Raw genomic sequence first — 15,267 nt, forward strand, 5'->3', positions numbered from 1 at the left:
TTATTCCAGATCGACGACGCGCACCATGTCGCCATTTTCCACCTTGAGGGCGGCCGCCATCTTGGGGGGGATGATGGCTTCGTGCTTGTCCAGATCGACCCGGATGTTGCCGTAACAGGCGCGGTACTGCTCGAAACGGGTATTGCAGATGAGATAGGTGTGGCCGCCGATGGGCTCCCCCACCAGCACCGCCAGCTTCTGGCTGCGGCGCACGCTGCGGATGTGCTTCACGTCGCACTCGACGGTGGGACCCGCATCGAAGATGTCCACGTAACCGCGATTCACGAAGCCCTCGTCCTGCAGCATCTTGATGGCCGGACGGGTCTTCTCGTGGGTCTGGCCGATGACGGCGCGCGCCTCGTTGCTCAGCAGGTTGACGTAGATGGGGTACTTGGGCATCAGCTCGGCGATGAAGCGCTTCTTGCCGATGCCGGTGAGATAGTCGACGGTGGGAAAATCCATCGAGAAGAAGTGCTTTTGCAGCCACTCATAAAACGGGCTGTGACCGTTGCCATCGGAGACGCCGCGCATCTCGGCAAAGACGGTGGTATCAAACAGCTCGGGGTGTTCGGCCATGAACAGGAAACGGTGCTTGGAGAGCAGCCGGCCGTTGAGCCCTTCCCGGGCGCATTCGCGCAGAAACAGGGTGCACAGCTCGGAGTTGCCGGTGTAGTCGTTGGAGAGGGTCAGCGTCTCCACCACGTTGTAGATGCCGAGCTTGGGGGAAGAGTGCACCACCTTGCCGATGTGATAGTTGTAAAACGGTTGGGACAGGCCGACGGCGGCGTCGATGGCGCAGGTGCCGACCATCTCGCCGGTCTCCATGTCTTCGGCCACGAAGAAATAGAGGCAGTCTCCCTTGCCGGCGGGCTTGTCCAGGAAGGTCTGGGTGGATGCATCGATCTTGCGTTGCAGCAACTCGTCGTTGACCGGCAATGAAGTCATGCCGGTGCCGGATTCGATGGCACAGGTTTTGAGGCCGGCGAAGTCGCGCTGCTCGATAGGACGGATAACCAACATAATGACAACTCCCTTTCATTGACGACAGGTGGGGTCCCGGCTCCTGCCGGGAGGGCTCCCCACCTCAACTGCGGATCAGGCGTTGATGACCTGAGCGACCGCTTTTTCGAACCGGGCCAGACCTTCCTTGATATCCGCTTCCGGGATCACCAGCGAGGGGGCGAAACGCACCACGTTGGTACCGGCCACCAGGGCCATCAGCCCCTGATCGATGGAGGCCAGCAGGAAGTCGCGGGAGCGGCCCTTGAAGTCATCGTTCAGCACGGCGCCGAGCAGCAGACCCTGACCACGCACTTCGCTGAAGCAGTGATACTTGGCGTTGATGGCCTCGAGGCCGTCGCGGAACAGCTGCTCACGCTGCTTGATGCCGCTGAGCACTTCCGGGGTATTGATCACGTCCAGCACGGCCTCGGCCACGGCGCAGGCCAGCGGGTTGCCGCCGTAGGTGGAGCCGTGAGTACCCACTTTCAGGTGAGCCGCGATCTCGCTGGTGGTCAGCATGGCCCCGATGGGGAAGCCGCCGCCGAGCGCCTTGGCGCTGGTGAGGATGTCCGGGGTGACGCCCAGCCCCATGTAGGCGTACAGCTCGCCGGTGCGGCCCACGCCGGATTGCACCTCGTCATAGATGAGCAGGGCATTGTGCTTGTCGCACAGCTCGCGCACGCCCTTGGCAAACTCGTCGGTGGGACGAATGATGCCGCCCTCTCCTTGCAGCGGCTCCATCACCACGGCGCAGGTGTTGTCGGAGATGGCGGCAGCCAGCTCGGCCAGGTCGTTGTAGGTCACATGGGTGATGTCGGCAGGTTTCGGACCGAAACCATCGGAGTAGGCCGCCTGGCCGCCGACACTGACGGTGAAGAAGGTGCGACCGTGGAAGCCCTGATGGAAGGCGATGATCTGGGTCTTGTGGGCACCAAACTTGTCGATGGCATAGCGGCGGGCCAGCTTCAGGGCGGCTTCGTTCGCTTCGGCGCCCGAGTTGCAGAAGTAGACCTTCTCGGCGAAGGTGGCGTCCACCAGCTTCTTGGCCAGGCGCAGGGCCGGCTCATTGGTCATGACGTTGGAGAGGTGCCACAACTTCTCGCCCTGGGTTTTCAGGGCCTCGACCAGCTTGGGATGGCAATGACCCAGGCCATTGACCGCGATCCCGCCGGCGAAGTCGACATACTCGCGACCCGCCTGATCCCAGACACGTGAACCTTCACCGCGCACCGGAATGATCTTGGCGGGGGCATAGTTCGGCACCATCACTTCATCAAACACTTCACGTGTCACTGCCAACAACTCTGACATCTTGCTCTCCTGCTGATTGGCGGCAGAATAATCCACCACTCAAAAGTTAAATCCGTGTAAACGTGGCGGAATTATCACAGAAAAAAAGCAAAAAGTCTGCAACATCCCGGCCTACGAGGAACATTATTCGATTGCCCGTGAGATTTTAGGCAACCGCATTGCATAACGGCTCAGGGGGTATTGGCAAGAGATAATTTGGGCTGGCGGAGAGGTGAATAAAGTGTCAGGGAGATTATTTTTGGCCTCATGTCGATTCTGAGACCAGGATCACGATTTTTTCAGGAAAAGGCCAAAAAATTGGCCAGCAACTGATGGCCCTGCTCGCTCAGAATGCTCTCCGGGTGGAACTGTACCCCCTCCAGTGCCAGTGTTTTATGCCGCAGCCCCATGATCTCGTCGACGGCGCCATCGGCGTGTTCGCTCCAGGCAGTGACCTCGAAGCAGTCCGGCAGGGAGCCGCGATCCACGATGAGGGAGTGATAGCGGGTGACCCGCAGCGGATCCTGCAATCCTGCGAATACCCCCTGCCCATTGTGGCGGATGAGGGAGGTCTTGCCGTGCATGACCTGGCGGGCGCGCACCACCTGGCCGCCGAAGGCCTGGGCCAGGGACTGATGGCCGAGACAGACGCCAAGGATGGGCAGTCGGCCCGCGAAATGGCGGATGGCCGCCAGGGAGATGCCCGCCTCGTTCGGCGTGCAGGGGCCGGGGGAGATCACCAGATGGCTGGGGGCGAGGTGGGTTATCTCCTCCAGCGTCAGCTCATCGTTGCGCTTCACCCGCACCTCCTGCCCCAGGGCGCCGAAGTATTGCACCAGGTTCCAGGTGAAGGAGTCGTAATTGTCGATGAGTAGCAGCATGCAAAAACCCGGGTATTGAACGCGAAAAGAGGATGGCCCGCCCGTTGGCAGGCCGCGGCGACGGGCATTCTGGCACGTCTGCCCCGGTTAATAAACGCCGGCCGGCCGCATCCGGCGAGCGGGCCCCGCTCCATCATCGCAACCACCCTCGCCCAGCGCCCGGGAGCATGCCTCCTGACAGCCCACCGGCGCCAGGGTCCAGCCAGCGTCTTCATATGCCTTATATAGGGCAATCCAGACTCCGCCATCTCCACTCGCCCGGCCCTCGTCCCCCGCGACAACCACGTCCACTGGCGCCTCCGCTGCCAGGTTAGGCCCGCACGCCCTCACCACGATATGGCGAGGGATGGGCTTGCCCGCCCCCCTCAGACACCAAAAATGCAAACTGAATCGCAAATTTCAAAACGAAGTTTCATATTAAATTGATCGCAGTTTTTCATTTTGCTATCGTAGCTTCAACGACAGGATTTACCGACACATTGTCATTGATGCCGCGTGCGGCCCGGAATTGAGGTTCACTATGCAAACTCGTCAAAGTATCCACAGCGATCATGCCAAGCAGCTCGACACCCAGGGCCTGCGCCGTGAGTTCCTGGTAGAGGAAGTCTTCACCCAAAACCAGCTCACCATGACTTACAGCCACATCGATCGCATCGTGTTCGGTGGCATCATGCCGGTGGACGCGCCGCTCACCTTCTCCGATGAACTGGGCAAGGCCTTCGGGGTCACCTATTTCCTCGAGCGCCGCGAGCTCGGCCTCATCAACATCGGTGGTCCGGGTGTGGTGGTCGTGGATGGCAAGACCTATGAAGTGGGCAAGGCCGAGGCCCTCTACGTCGGCCAGGGTGCCCGCGAGCTGAGCTTTGCCAGCGTCAGCGCCGCCCAGCCTGCCAAGTTCTACTACAACAGCGCGCCGGCCCACACCAGCTACCCGACCCGCGTCGTCACCCAGGCCCAGGCCTCGCCGGCCACCCTGGGGGATGCCTCCACCAGCAACCGTCGCACCATCTACAAGTATCTGGTGCCGGACGTACTGCCGACCTGCCAGCTCGTCATGGGCATGACCCAGCTCGAAGAAGGCAGCCTGTGGAACACCATGCCTTGCCACACCCACGAGCGCCGCATGGAGGTCTACTTCTACTTCAACATGAAGGATGACGCCGCCGTCTTCCACATGATGGGCAAGCCGGACGAGACCCGTCACCTGCTGGTCCACAACGAGCAGGCCGTCATCTCCCCGAGCTGGTCCATCCACTCCGGCGTCGGCACCCAGGCCTACACCTTCATCTGGGGCATGGTCGGCGAGAACCAGGTGTTCGGCGACATGGACCATGTGGCCGTCAAGGACATGCGCTAATCAACTTCCCGTTGCGAGCCGCCAGCCCGGCGGCTCCTGCAGACACTTAATTCCACACCTTCCCGTGGCTTAGAGGTAACAACATGATTCTTAATGCATTCGATCTGAAAGGTAAGGTCGCCATCGTCACCGGTTGTGACACCGGTCTGGGCCAGGGCATGGCACTGGGTCTCGCCGAGGCGGGCTGTGACATCGTCGGCATCAACATCGTCGAACCCACGGATACCATTGCCAAGGTCGAAGCCATCGGTCGTCGTTTCCTGAGCCTGAAGGCGGATGTCAGCAAGGTCGATACCCTGCCGGCCCTGGTGGATCAGGCCGTCTCCCACTTCGGTCGCGTCGACGTGCTGGTGAACAACGCCGGTATCATCCGCCGGGAAGACGCCATCAAGTTCAGCGAGAAGGACTGGGACGATGTGATGAACATCAACATCAAGAGTGTCTTCTTCATGTCCCAGGCGGTGGCCAAGCAGTTCATCGCCCAGGGGGAAGGCGGCAAGATCGTCAACATCGCCTCCATGCTCTCCTATCAGGGTGGCATCCGCGTGCCCTCCTACACCGCCTCCAAGAGCGGCGTCATGGGCATCACCCGCCTGCTGGCCAACGAATGGGCGAGCAAGGGCATCAACGTCAACGCCATCGCCCCGGGTTACATGGCCACCAACAACACCGCAGCCCTGCGTGCCGACGATGACCGCAACGCCGCCATCCTGGAGCGGATCCCGGCCGGTCGCTGGGGTGTACCGGATGACATGATGGGCCCGGTGGTATTCCTGGCGTCCTCTGCCTCCGACTACATCAATGGCTACACCATCGCCGTCGATGGCGGCTGGCTGGCCCGCTAATCCCGCCCAGTTTGACAAGGCGCCGCAAGGCGCCTTTTGTCGTTGTCCCCAGACAGGAAGGCCCCATGCTGCTCGATAATCTCTGGTTTGCCCAATCCGTCGGTCTGCTGGCCTGCCTCGTCGGGGCCACGGCCTTCATGCAGCGCCAGGATCAAAAACTCCGGCTTCACCTCACCCTCAACGGCACCCTGATGGGCCTGCACTTCCTGCTGCTGGGCTCCTCCGTCGCCGCCATCAACTGCCTGCTGTGTGCCGTGCGCAACTGGGTCTCCGGTTACTACCGCGGGCTCGGCGTCATGCTGACCTTCCTCGCCCTGGCCTGGGCCCTGGTCATCCCCCAGCTCTCCCATCCGGTGCAGATCCTGACCCTGGTGGGCACCACCCTCAGCACCTATGCCCTGTTCAGACTCAACGGCATTGCGCTGAGACTGTGCATGCTGAGCAGTACGATCTGCTGGCTGACTCACAATATCTGGGCTGGATCCATTGGGGGTATCTTGCAGGAGAGCATTTTCTTCGTCATCAACAGCCACACCATCTTCAAGCTCTACCGCGCCGACCCCCAGCCGCTCTAGTCGAAGAAGCCGCCCATAAAAAAAGCAGGCAAGGCCTGCTTTTTTTATGGGATGAGCGAGGCGTCTTGCCTAGCTGCGCGTGCCGAAGGGGTAATCGTGGAACCCCAGCCCGGCGGAGATATTGGCTGCCGCCTCGTGCAATTGGGCCACCAGGTTCGCCTGGTCCTCCGGGTGGAAACGCACCAGCGGCAGCGACAGAGAGAGCCCCGCGATGATCCGCCCCATGCGGCTGTAGATGGGTACCGCAAAGCAGCGCAGGCCGTGCTCCATCTCTTCTCTGTCTTCCGCATAGCCTTGTTCGCGCACCTGGGCCAGTTCCGCCAACAGGGCATCCACATCGGCAAGGGTATGCTCGGTGAATCGCTCGAACGTCACGCCAGCCAGCATGGCACGCACTTCCGTTTCCGGCAGCCAAGCCATCATCACCTTGCCAAGGCCGGTGCTGTAGAGCGGACGGCGGCGGCCGATGCGGGAGTACATCCGCAGGTTGTATTCGGAATCTATCTTGTGCAGGTAGACGATGCTGTCTTCATCCAGCATCCCGAGGTGCAGGGTCTCCTTGGTCTGCTTGCCGAGCCGGTACATCTGCTCGTCAGCAATCTGGATCAGATCCTGATGCTCGAGGGCCTTGGCGCCCAGTTCAAACAGCTTGAGGCTGAGAGCGTACTTGTCGGTTTCCCCCTCCTGGGAGACATAACCCAGGGTCTTCATGGTCTGCAGGAAACGGTAGACGGTACTCTTGGACATCATGATCCGCTGGGACAGCTCGGTCACCCCGATCTCCTTCTGTTCCCCCAGGGCCTGCAATATGCCAAACACCTTGAGGACAGAAGAGACCGATTCGGGTGAGTTGTCTATCATCGACATGTTCTACTTCCAAAAAAAATGACTGATTGTTTCATTGTATTTGAAATGAATTGGCCGTCATAGTGGACGAGACGATTATCCAGTCAAATCATCCACTAATAGATGGATAATGTGGTGCCGCTCACGCTGGCACTGACCAGCCCTCCTCGTCTATCTGGCCGGCCCGCTTTCACGCCCAGCCTCGCATCCCTCACCTGGCCACGACAGAGCCAAGGCAGCCGTCACGCCACCGTCAACACAAGACCAATGTCACAACTTTAATGAAATCACGTTTCAATTGTTTTTTATGTCTCGCGAATTAAATAGAATAGCGCCATCAGCAACGCGGCAAACGCGGGAGGCATAATGTCAGTCAAGGTAGCCGTCATCGGCGAGTGCATGATCGAATTGTCCGAAAACAAGACGAACATAGTGCGTCATTTTGGAGGGGATACCCTCAACACCGCCGTCTACCTGACGCGGGCAAACCCGGACGTCGCCGTGCACTATGTGAGTGCTCTCGGCACGGATCCCATGAGCGGCGCCATGCTGGCGCAGTGGCAACAGGAGGGGGTGAACACGGATCTGGTGCAGCGCCTTGGCCACAAGTTGCCCGGACTCTACCTCATCGAGACCGACGAACGGGGGGAGCGAACCTTCCACTACTGGCGCAGCGATGCGGCAGCCCGTTACTGGCTGCAAACCCAGCAAGCCAGTGAAATATGTCAACAGCTCAAGGGTTTTGACTATATCTATCTGAGCGGGATCAGCCTCGCCATCCTCTCCCCGGCCGACCGCCTCACCCTGCTGCAGGTGCTGGGGGATTGCCGCGCCGCCGGGGCAAAAATCGCCTTTGACAACAACTACCGCCCCCGCCTGTGGGAGAGCAAAGAGGTCGCCAGACAAGCCTATGCCGCCATGCTGGCGCTGACCGATCTCGCCTTCCTGACCCTGGATGACGAACTGGCGCTCTGGGATGACAGTGACGAGGCCCAATGTCTGGCCCGCACCCGCACCCTCGGCGTGAACGAAATCGTGGTCAAGCGTGGCGCCGAGCCCTGCCTCATCGTGCAGCCGGGCAGTCACACTGAAGTGCCGGCGGTCAGCCTGCCCGGCGAGCGCATCGTCGACACCACGGCCGCCGGCGACTCCTTCAGCGCGGGCTATCTCGCCAGCCGGCTGGCCGGTGGCACCGTGGCCGGATCGGCCCACTACGCCCATCTGCTCGCCAGCACCGTCATTCAACACCGTGGTGCCATCATCCCCCTGACGGCGATGCCGAGCCCCATCAACACCGCTCATCACTCCAACGAGGTTTCCCATGTCCACACTGCTTGAACAACTCGCCCTGCTGAAGATCATCCCGGTCATCGCCATCAAGGATGCTGACGACGCCGTCGCCCTCGGCCGTACCCTGATGGAAAACGGCATGCCCAGCGCCGAGATCACCTTCCGCACCCCGGCGGCGGCGGAGGCCATTCGCCGGCTGCGCCAGTCCTTCCCCCAGATGATCATCGGCGCCGGCACCGTGCTGACCACGGCCCAGGTCGATCAGGCCATCGAGGCGGGCGTGGACTTCATCGTGAGCCCGGGCCTCAATCCGCGCATCGTGCAGTACTGCCAGGCTCGCGGCGTGCCCATCATCCCCGGCGTGAACAACCCCAGTCTGGTCGAACAGGCCATGGAGCTCGGGCTGACCACCCTCAAGTTCTTCCCCGCAGAGCCCTCCGGCGGCCTCGGCATGCTCAAGGCCATGAGCGCCGTCTACCCGGTCTCCTTCATGCCAACCGGCGGCATCAGCCCGAGCAATGTGAAGGATTACCTGGCCCTGCCGAGCGTCTTCGCCTGCGGGGGCACCTGGATGGTGCCCGCCAACCTCATCGACAACCGCGACTGGAGCAAGATTGGCGCGCTCGCCAAGGAAGCCATGATCGCACTCTGAGTCAGCAGGGCCCGTCTCCCGGGCCCTCACTCCTCTGCCTGCGATCCGCGCCCGCCCCTTTCCTGACACGCCAGCCCTCTCCAGCCGCTTCCCCTGGCGCCCTGTTCATCCTTGCGCGAGGCTGCACGCCAGTCCGGCGCTCTCGCCTCCAGCAAGGCCAGGATCGATAAACCGGTCCGGCATCCCCTCTTCACTCTCTCTTCTCGTGGCCCTTTTGGGAGCTCAGGCTCCCCCTTTTACCCCGCGAAACACCCGATGGAGCCAGACGCGGCACCATCAGTAGAATGCACTTAACCGCCGTCACAAAATTTGACTTTTGATTCCCACAAATTCGGAACGCCATTTCATTACCTTGAGTTTGATCACTGAAATAGCGCCGGATTCGCGTAGCATGAACACCATCAAAATAACCAGACCCATGAGGGGTTACACATGCGTACAATGAATGCTCTGCCCAAGCTGTCTCTGATTGGAACAGTTGTCGCCGCAAGTCTGTTGTTGGCTGGATGTGGTGAAGACAGCAAGGCTGCTGGCCCCATCATCCTGAAGACCGCCTTCAACCAGTCCGAACACAATCCCCAGTTCAAGGCCCTCGAAGATTTCAGCCAGAAGCTGGAAGCGGCCACCGGTGGCAAATACAAACTGGAAATCCATCCCAATGAGCTGCTCGGGGATCAGCGGGCTGCCTTGGAATTGGTCCAATCCGGCGCCATCCAGCTGGCGGTCGTCGCCAACCCCCTGGTCGAAAACTTCAACAAGAACTTCTCCGTGCTGGCCATGCCGTACATCTACGACAACCCGGAGCACCAGCGCAAAGTGTTCACCGGCGACACTCTGGACGCCCTGTTCGCCTCCAGCAAGGGCAATGGCTTTGAGGTGCTGACCGCCTATACCGCTGGCGCCCGCAGCATGTATGTCAAAGGGGCCCCCATCAAGACGCCGGAAGACATGAAAGGGAAGAAGATCCGGGTCATGCAGTCCGACACCATGGTCAAGATGCTGACCTGCATGGGCGGCACCGGCGTGCCCATGGGCCAGGGGGAGGTCTACTCCGCCATCCAGCAAGGGGTGCTTGATGGAGCCGAGAACAACGAGATCACCTATGCGGATCTCAAGCAGTACGAAGTGGCGCCTCACTTCTCCTACACCCGCCATGTGATGGTGGCCGACCTGCTGGTTGCCAGCGAGTCGTTCCTGGCGAAGATGGATGCCGCCGATCAGGCGACCTTCCGCAAGCTGGCAAAAGAGAGCACGGAGACCGAGTTCGACCTCTTTGCCCAGGCGCTGGAAGCCGCCAAGCAGACCGCCACCAGCCAGGGAGCCACCTTCACCGAAGTGGACATCGCCCCCTTCCAGGCCCGCTGCAAGCCACTGCAAGAGACGCTGCTGACCACCCCGGAGCAGAAAGACATCTTCACCAAGATCCGCGCGCTGGCCAACTGATCGCCGCTGCCGCCAGGGGCTGCCACCACAGCCCCTCTCATGAGGCTCTTCTATGAAATCCACTCAACAAGCCGCAACCTTCTCAGCCCCACCCGAGCCACCCGTTCAGCACGGCTTCTATGCCGCACTGACCGGGTTCAAACAACGAGTGGATTTGGTTGTTTCCTATTTCTGCATCGCCATCGTGGCCACCATGACCGTGCTGGTGACCTATCAGGTGGCGACCCGTTATCTGTTCAACAGCCCGAGTGCCGTGAGCGAGGTGCTCTCCCGCTACCTCTTCATCTGGCTGGTGCTCATCGGCAGCGCCTATGTCTTCGGCCTGCGCGAACACATGGCGATCACCTTCATGCGCGATCGCATGTCCCACAATGTACGCATTGTGATGGAGATGCTCGGTGAACTGGCGACCACCGCCTTCGCCCTGCTGGTCCTGAGCGTGGGGGGTTATATCGGCATGAGTCGCCAGATGGGACAGCTCGACTCTGCGCTGCAGATCCCCATCGGTGTCATCTATGCCGCCATTCCGCTGTGTGGCGTGCTGACCGTCTTCTATTGCCTGTACAACCAATACGGGTTGGCCAGACAACTCTCCTTCAAGCAAAAGGTATAACCATGGATATTGCGGTTGTTGTCGCGCTGGTGATGTTCATCGGTGCCTTTTTCCTGCTGTTTATCGGCACCCCCATCAGTATCAGCATCGGGCTTTCGTCCTTCCTGGCCATGGCGCTCATCCTGCCCTTCGACGGGGCCATTCTGACTTCGGCCCAGCGGGTTTTCGTCGGACTGGACTCCTTTGCCCTGCTGGCCATCCCTTTCTTCATCCTGGCCGGCAACCTGATGAACAACGGTGGCATCGCCATCCGTCTGATCAACTGCGCCAAGATCATCAGTAACTTCCTGCCAGGCCCCCTGGCCCAGACCAACGTGGTGGCCAACATGCTGTTTGGCTCCATCAGCGGCTCTGGTGTCGCCTCGGCCGCCGCCATCGGCGGCATCATGTCCCCCATCCAGAAGAAGGACAAATACGATCCCGCCTTCAGCGCCGCGGTCAACATTGCCTCGGCCCCGACCGGCATGCTGATCCCGCCGAGCAACTCCCTGATCGTCTATGCCACCGTGGCTGGCAGCGTCTCCATCACGGCTCTGTTCATGGGCGGCTACCTTCCCGGCATACTCTGGGGTCTGGGGGTCATGCTGGTGGCTGGCTTCATCGCCAAGCGCCGTGGCTATGTGGCCGACAAGGGCTCTCTCAAGGGCCAGCACCTCAAGCTGCTGCTCGATGCCATCCCCAGCCTGATGATGATAGTGGTGGTGATAGGCGGCATCCTCGGCGGCATCTTCACCGCCACCGAAGCCTCGGCCATCGCCGTGGTCTACTCCCTGGTGCTCGGCGTCTGCTACCGGAACATCAAGGCGGTCGATCTGCCTGCCATCTTCCTGGCCACCGCCAAGATGACCGCCATCGTGATCCTGATGCTGGCCGCCTCCTCCATCATGTCCTGGGTGATGGCCTTCACCAAGATCCCGGCCCTGATCGCCTCGGGTCTGCTCTCCTTCACCGACAGCTTCCTGCTCATCCTGCTGATCATGAACCTGGTGCTGTTGCTGGTGGGCACCTTCATGGATCCCACCCCGGCGGTGCTGATCTTCACTCCCATCTTCCTGCCCATCTGCACCCAGTTCGGCATGGATCCGGTGCAGTTCGGCATCATGATGATCTTCAACCTCTCCCTCGGCACCATCACGCCGCCCGTGGGTCCCATACTGTTCACCGGCTGCAAGATTGGGGAGATAAAGATAGAAGGGGTCATCAAGCCGCTGCTGCCCTTCTTCGCCGTCATCGCCCTGGTCCTGATGCTGGTCACCTATGTACCGGCCATCTCCATGGCCCTGCCGCAAGCCATGGGACTGGTCAACTGATCCCGGCATAGGAACGCAGCAGTACAGACTTGCCAAAGACAAGTCAGGCATCAGCCCCGGATGATCGGATCATCCGGGGCTTTCTTATGGGGAGTGTGCAATAGAAGAACGGACAGACGAAAACCCCGCAGGCGACTTGCGCAAGCCCTACGGAGAGTTGATAGAGAAAAGAGATGAGGAGAGCAACGCCGACTGGCAGGCGCCGCCACAGCGGCAAAGGGGGATCAGCGATCCAGCAGGCGACCTTGCTCCAGCTCGCGCTCACGCTGGCACTCGGCCAGATAGATGGCTGCCGCGATGGCGGGCGTCTTGTAATGCTTGTCGATGGCGTTGGAGACCATCAGCTGCAGGGTATTGAGATTCTTGGCCTTGCGAAACTTGCGCAGCCAGTGACCCTTGTCACTCAGTTCTTCAATGACGGAATGTGATTCGACGGACATGCTTTCTCTTGGGGTAAAAACCCGCATTGGCAACGGGAAGGTGAATGCTCGAATACCAGGCTGGTAAAACAAAGAAAGCCAGGCAGATACCCAGCTCTCTTCAACTACACCTTCCCAGTATGTCAGGCTCGAGGAACGAAGCCGACTACATCATAAACGCTGGCCAGTGTTTTTTCAGCCCTTTCCCGCGCTTTTTGTGCACCGGCGGCCAAAACGGCCTGTAGATGAGTCTCATCCTGACGCAGCTCGCGGAAACGCGCCTGGATGGGCTCCAGCAGGGCGACCACGGCATCGGCGGTCTCACCCTTGAGGTGGCCGTACATTTTACCCTCGAAATGCTGCTCGAGTTCTGCAATGGAGCGACCGGTTACCCCGGACATCAGGGTCAGCAAGTTGGAGACCCCCGGCTTGTTCTCCGGATCGAAGCGCACCACGGCCGGCTCGTCGGAGTCGGTCATCGCCCGCTTGATCTTCTTGACGATCTGCTTGGGATCTTCCAGCAGGCCGATGAAGTTGGCCTCGTTGTCATCCGACTTGGACATCTTCTTGGTCGGATCCTGCAGGCTCATCACCCGGGCACCCTCGGTGGGAATGAAGGGCTCAGGCAGGGTGAACACCTCGCCATGCAGGTTGTTGAAACGGGTGCAGATGTCACGGGTCAGCTCCAGATGCTGCTTTTGATCGTTGCCGACCGGCACCTGGTTGGCCTGATAGAGCAGGATGTCGGCCGCCATCAGCACCGGATAGCCGAACAGACCGACGTTGACGTTGTTCTCGAAGCGGGCGGACTTGTCCTTGAACTGGGTCATGCGTGACAGCTCGCCCATCTGGGTGTAGCAGTTCAGGATCCAGCCAAGCTCCGCGTGCTGCGGCACATGGGACTGGATGAAGACGGTGCTCTTGGCGGGATCGATCCCCACCGCCAGATAGAGGGCGGCGGCATCGAGGCAAGCCTTGCGCAGGGCGGCCGGATCCTGGCGGGTGGTGATGGCATGCAGGTCGACGATGCAGTAGAGGCAATCGAAGTCATCCTGCATGTTGACCCACTGACGCAGGGCGCCCATGTAGTTGCCTATGGTCAGCTGGCCAGAGGGTTGGGCACCGCTCAGTACGATTGGTTTGGTCATGAAGTGTGAGTCCTTGTTGTTAAGCCAGCAGGGCATCGAGTTCGGCAAACTGCTCGCAGACCCAATCCGGATGGGAGTCCGCGATGGGGCGGCCATAGTTGTAACCGTAGGTCAGGCCTGCCACCTTCATGCCGGCGGCCTGGGCGGCCAGCACGTCATTCTCGGAATCCCCCACCATCAGGGTACGGGACGGGTCTATGCCGAGCTCGTGGCAGGCGTGCAGCAGGGGGGCGGGGCTCGGTTTTTTCTCGGGCACGCAGTTGCCGCCGAGCCAGAGCGCGAAGCAATCACCGATACCGAGGGCATCCAGGATGGGTTGCACGAAGTGGCTCGGCTTGTTGGTCACCACGGCCTGCTGGTAGCCGAGGCGCTGCAGGCGGCGCAGACTCTGCTCCACCCCGTCATACATGGTCAGCCCTTCCAGCAGACAGGCACGATAGTGACTGTCGAACAGGGGCCGCGCCTTGGCAAAGAGATCCGGCGCACCGTGGTAATCCAGTGCTCGCTGGATCAGCTTGTCGGCACCATTGCCAACCCAGGTCCGGACCACGGCCTCGTCGGCCTCGGCCAGACCCAGTTCGACGAGCGTGCGGTTGACCGCCAGAGCCAGCTGTGAGGCGCTGTCAATCAGGGTGCCGTCCAGGTCAAACAGCACCAGATCGAAGGGACGTTCAACGGACATGAGCCAACTCCGCACGCATCTGGTCGATCACCGCCTTGTAGTCCGGCTTGCCGAAGATGGCGGAACCGGCCACGAACATGTCGGCACCGGCCTCGGCGATCTCGCGGATGTTGTCCACCTTGACGCCACCGTCGATCTCGAGACGAATGTCACGACCACTCTCGTCGATCAGGCGACGCACCTGGCGCAGCTTGGCCAGGGTACCGGGGATGAAGCTCTGGCCACCGAAACCAGGGTTGACCGACATCAGCAGGATCACATCCAGCTTGTCCATCACGTATTCGAGGCAGGAGAGTGGTGTGGCCGGGTTCAGCACCAGACCGGCCTGGCAGCCCTGCTCCTTGATGAGCCCCAGGGTGCGATCCACATGATCGGAGGCTTCCGGGTGGAAGGTGATCAGATTGGCGCCCGCCTTGGCGAAGTCGGGCACGATGCGATCCACCGGCTTGACCATGAGGTGCACGTCGATGAGTGCCTTGATGCCGTAATCACGCAGCGCCTGACAGACCATGGGGCCTATGGTCAGGTTCGGGACGTAATGGTTGTCCATCACGTCAAAGTGCACCACGTCGGCCCCGGCGGCCAGCACCTTGGCAACATCCTCACCCAGACGGGCGAAGTCGGCGGAGAGGATAGAGGGAGCAATCAGAAAATCTTTCATCAGCGTCATCCATTGGCAGCTAGGCGGAAAAAACGGCGTGATTTTACCGCAAATGTCCGCCGAAAACGACCCGCAAGCGTAGTAGACGCAGAGGTTCGCTTTATCGCCGTGTTCCGCAGGAAACGGTCTGCCGGTGATCAGGACAAGGGGAAGAAGAGCTGGCCAGTATCGCCTGCCTGAAGTGACGGGGGGCCCCCCACGTGGCGCCCCCCCACAAACCCCCGACGGGCCAGAAGGGGGCGGGGGGGGATTA

The 15,267-nt window shown here is 60.7% G+C and carries 16 protein-coding genes; 8 read left to right on the forward strand and 8 right to left on the reverse strand.

What is annotated here, in order from left to right:
• The 3 genes from astA to ACW5W7_RS02325 form a co-directional block, all read right to left on the reverse strand.
• Complete coding sequence (astA, locus tag ACW5W7_RS02315; protein ID WP_349918996.1) at nt 1–1,020, reverse strand: arginine N-succinyltransferase; 1,020 nt, start codon at nt 1,018–1,020, stop codon at nt 1–3.
• Nucleotides 1,021–1,095: 75 nt separating this feature from the next.
• Nucleotides 1,096–2,313: an aspartate aminotransferase family protein gene (locus tag ACW5W7_RS02320; protein ID WP_456500633.1), complete on the reverse strand. Its 1,218-nt coding sequence runs from the start codon at nt 2,311–2,313 to the stop codon at nt 1,096–1,098.
• 278 nt (nt 2,314–2,591) lie between these two features.
• Nucleotides 2,592–3,173 carry an aminodeoxychorismate synthase component II gene (locus tag ACW5W7_RS02325; protein ID WP_456500634.1) on the reverse strand — a complete coding sequence of 194 codons (582 nt, stop codon included), beginning with the start codon at nt 3,171–3,173 and terminating at the stop codon, nt 2,592–2,594.
• A 520-nt stretch (nt 3,174–3,693) separates the two neighbouring features.
• Here ACW5W7_RS02325 and kduI point away from each other — a divergent pair.
• The 3 genes from kduI to ACW5W7_RS02340 all read left to right on the forward strand — a co-directional run bounded on the left by kduI (nt 3,694) and on the right by ACW5W7_RS02340 (nt 5,950).
• Nucleotides 3,694–4,530 (forward strand): 5-dehydro-4-deoxy-D-glucuronate isomerase, encoded by an 837-nt coding sequence (kduI, locus tag ACW5W7_RS02330; protein ID WP_349919001.1) that lies wholly within the window; start codon nt 3,694–3,696, stop codon nt 4,528–4,530.
• An 83-nt stretch (nt 4,531–4,613) separates the two neighbouring features.
• Nucleotides 4,614–5,375, forward strand: coding sequence for a 2-dehydro-3-deoxy-D-gluconate 5-dehydrogenase KduD (kduD, locus tag ACW5W7_RS02335; protein WP_349919002.1), 762 nt, complete (start codon nt 4,614–4,616; stop codon nt 5,373–5,375).
• Between the two features lie 65 nt (nt 5,376–5,440).
• Nucleotides 5,441–5,950: a YgjV family protein gene (locus ACW5W7_RS02340; protein ID WP_349919004.1), complete on the forward strand. Its 510-nt coding sequence runs from the start codon at nt 5,441–5,443 to the stop codon at nt 5,948–5,950.
• Nucleotides 5,951–6,019: 69 nt separating this feature from the next.
• Here ACW5W7_RS02340 and kdgR read toward each other — a convergent pair whose 3' ends face one another.
• On the reverse strand, nt 6,020–6,817 hold the full coding sequence (kdgR, locus tag ACW5W7_RS02345) for a DNA-binding transcriptional regulator KdgR (protein WP_349919006.1): 798 nt from the start codon (nt 6,815–6,817) through the stop codon (nt 6,020–6,022).
• Between the two features lie 345 nt (nt 6,818–7,162).
• On the opposite strand from kdgR, the gene kdgK reads away from it, so the two are divergent.
• The 5 genes from kdgK (at nt 7,163) to ACW5W7_RS02370 (ending at nt 12,104) form a co-directional block, all read left to right on the forward strand.
• A complete protein-coding gene (gene kdgK / locus ACW5W7_RS02350; protein ID WP_456500635.1) occupies nt 7,163–8,134 on the forward strand; it encodes a 2-dehydro-3-deoxygluconokinase in 972 nt (323 codons plus the stop codon).
• Nucleotides 8,118–8,738 (forward strand): bifunctional 4-hydroxy-2-oxoglutarate aldolase/2-dehydro-3-deoxy-phosphogluconate aldolase, encoded by a 621-nt coding sequence (locus ACW5W7_RS02355; RefSeq protein ID WP_349919010.1) that lies wholly within the window; start codon nt 8,118–8,120, stop codon nt 8,736–8,738. Before kdgK ends, ACW5W7_RS02355 begins: the two co-directional genes overlap by 17 nt.
• A gap of 432 nt (nt 8,739–9,170) precedes the next feature.
• Nucleotides 9,171–10,181 carry a TRAP transporter substrate-binding protein gene (locus ACW5W7_RS02360; protein WP_349919011.1) on the forward strand — a complete coding sequence of 337 codons (1,011 nt, stop codon included), beginning with the start codon at nt 9,171–9,173 and terminating at the stop codon, nt 10,179–10,181.
• A gap of 148 nt (nt 10,182–10,329) precedes the next feature.
• Nucleotides 10,330–10,794 (forward strand): TRAP transporter small permease, encoded by a 465-nt coding sequence (locus ACW5W7_RS02365; protein ID WP_456500642.1) that lies wholly within the window; start codon nt 10,330–10,332, stop codon nt 10,792–10,794.
• A 2-nt stretch (nt 10,795–10,796) separates the two neighbouring features.
• Nucleotides 10,797–12,104: a TRAP transporter large permease gene (locus ACW5W7_RS02370; protein WP_456500636.1), complete on the forward strand. Its 1,308-nt coding sequence runs from the start codon at nt 10,797–10,799 to the stop codon at nt 12,102–12,104.
• A gap of 224 nt (nt 12,105–12,328) precedes the next feature.
• On the opposite strand, the gene ACW5W7_RS02375 is transcribed toward ACW5W7_RS02370, so the two are convergent.
• From ACW5W7_RS02375 to rpe, 4 genes are all read right to left on the reverse strand, one after another.
• Nucleotides 12,329–12,544, reverse strand: a complete 216-nt coding sequence (locus ACW5W7_RS02375) for a hypothetical protein (protein WP_349919014.1) — start codon at nt 12,542–12,544, stop codon at nt 12,329–12,331.
• A gap of 122 nt (nt 12,545–12,666) precedes the next feature.
• Nucleotides 12,667–13,671: a tryptophan--tRNA ligase gene (gene trpS, locus ACW5W7_RS02380; protein ID WP_349919016.1), complete on the reverse strand. Its 1,005-nt coding sequence runs from the start codon at nt 13,669–13,671 to the stop codon at nt 12,667–12,669.
• Nucleotides 13,672–13,690: 19 nt separating this feature from the next.
• Complete coding sequence (locus ACW5W7_RS02385; protein ID WP_456500637.1) at nt 13,691–14,353, reverse strand: phosphoglycolate phosphatase; 663 nt, start codon at nt 14,351–14,353, stop codon at nt 13,691–13,693.
• A complete protein-coding gene (gene rpe, locus ACW5W7_RS02390) occupies nt 14,343–15,014 on the reverse strand; it encodes a ribulose-phosphate 3-epimerase (RefSeq protein ID WP_349919020.1) in 672 nt (223 codons plus the stop codon). Before rpe ends, ACW5W7_RS02385 begins: the two co-directional genes overlap by 11 nt.
• Between the last annotated feature and the right edge of the window lie 253 nt (nt 15,015–15,267).

The organism is Aeromonas intestinalis, from assembly GCF_054052485.1.

Coding starts and splice junctions, on each gene's coding strand:
- ACW5W7_RS02325 (WP_456500634.1), bottom strand. CDS start 3,173: ATGCTGCTACTCATCGACAATTACGACTCCTTCACCTGGAACCTGGTG.
- ACW5W7_RS02320 (WP_456500633.1), bottom strand. CDS start 2,313: ATGTCAGAGTTGTTGGCAGTGACACGTGAAGTGTTTGATGAAGTGATG.
- rpe (WP_349919020.1), bottom strand. CDS start 15,014: ATGAAAGATTTTCTGATTGCTCCCTCTATCCTCTCCGCCGACTTCGCC.
- kdgK (WP_456500635.1), top strand. CDS start 7,163: ATGTCAGTCAAGGTAGCCGTCATCGGCGAGTGCATGATCGAATTGTCC.
- astA (WP_349918996.1), bottom strand. CDS start 1,020: ATGTTGGTTATCCGTCCTATCGAGCAGCGCGACTTCGCCGGCCTCAAA.
- kduD (WP_349919002.1), top strand. CDS start 4,614: ATGATTCTTAATGCATTCGATCTGAAAGGTAAGGTCGCCATCGTCACC.
- kduI (WP_349919001.1), top strand. CDS start 3,694: ATGCAAACTCGTCAAAGTATCCACAGCGATCATGCCAAGCAGCTCGAC.
- ACW5W7_RS02340 (WP_349919004.1), top strand. CDS start 5,441: ATGCTGCTCGATAATCTCTGGTTTGCCCAATCCGTCGGTCTGCTGGCC.
- ACW5W7_RS02385 (WP_456500637.1), bottom strand. CDS start 14,353: ATGTCCGTTGAACGTCCCTTCGATCTGGTGCTGTTTGACCTGGACGGC.
- ACW5W7_RS02375 (WP_349919014.1), bottom strand. CDS start 12,544: ATGTCCGTCGAATCACATTCCGTCATTGAAGAACTGAGTGACAAGGGT.
- ACW5W7_RS02360 (WP_349919011.1), top strand. CDS start 9,171: ATGCGTACAATGAATGCTCTGCCCAAGCTGTCTCTGATTGGAACAGTT.
- ACW5W7_RS02370 (WP_456500636.1), top strand. CDS start 10,797: ATGGATATTGCGGTTGTTGTCGCGCTGGTGATGTTCATCGGTGCCTTT.
- trpS (WP_349919016.1), bottom strand. CDS start 13,671: ATGACCAAACCAATCGTACTGAGCGGTGCCCAACCCTCTGGCCAGCTG.
- kdgR (WP_349919006.1), bottom strand. CDS start 6,817: ATGTCGATGATAGACAACTCACCCGAATCGGTCTCTTCTGTCCTCAAG.
- ACW5W7_RS02355 (WP_349919010.1), top strand. CDS start 8,118: ATGTCCACACTGCTTGAACAACTCGCCCTGCTGAAGATCATCCCGGTC.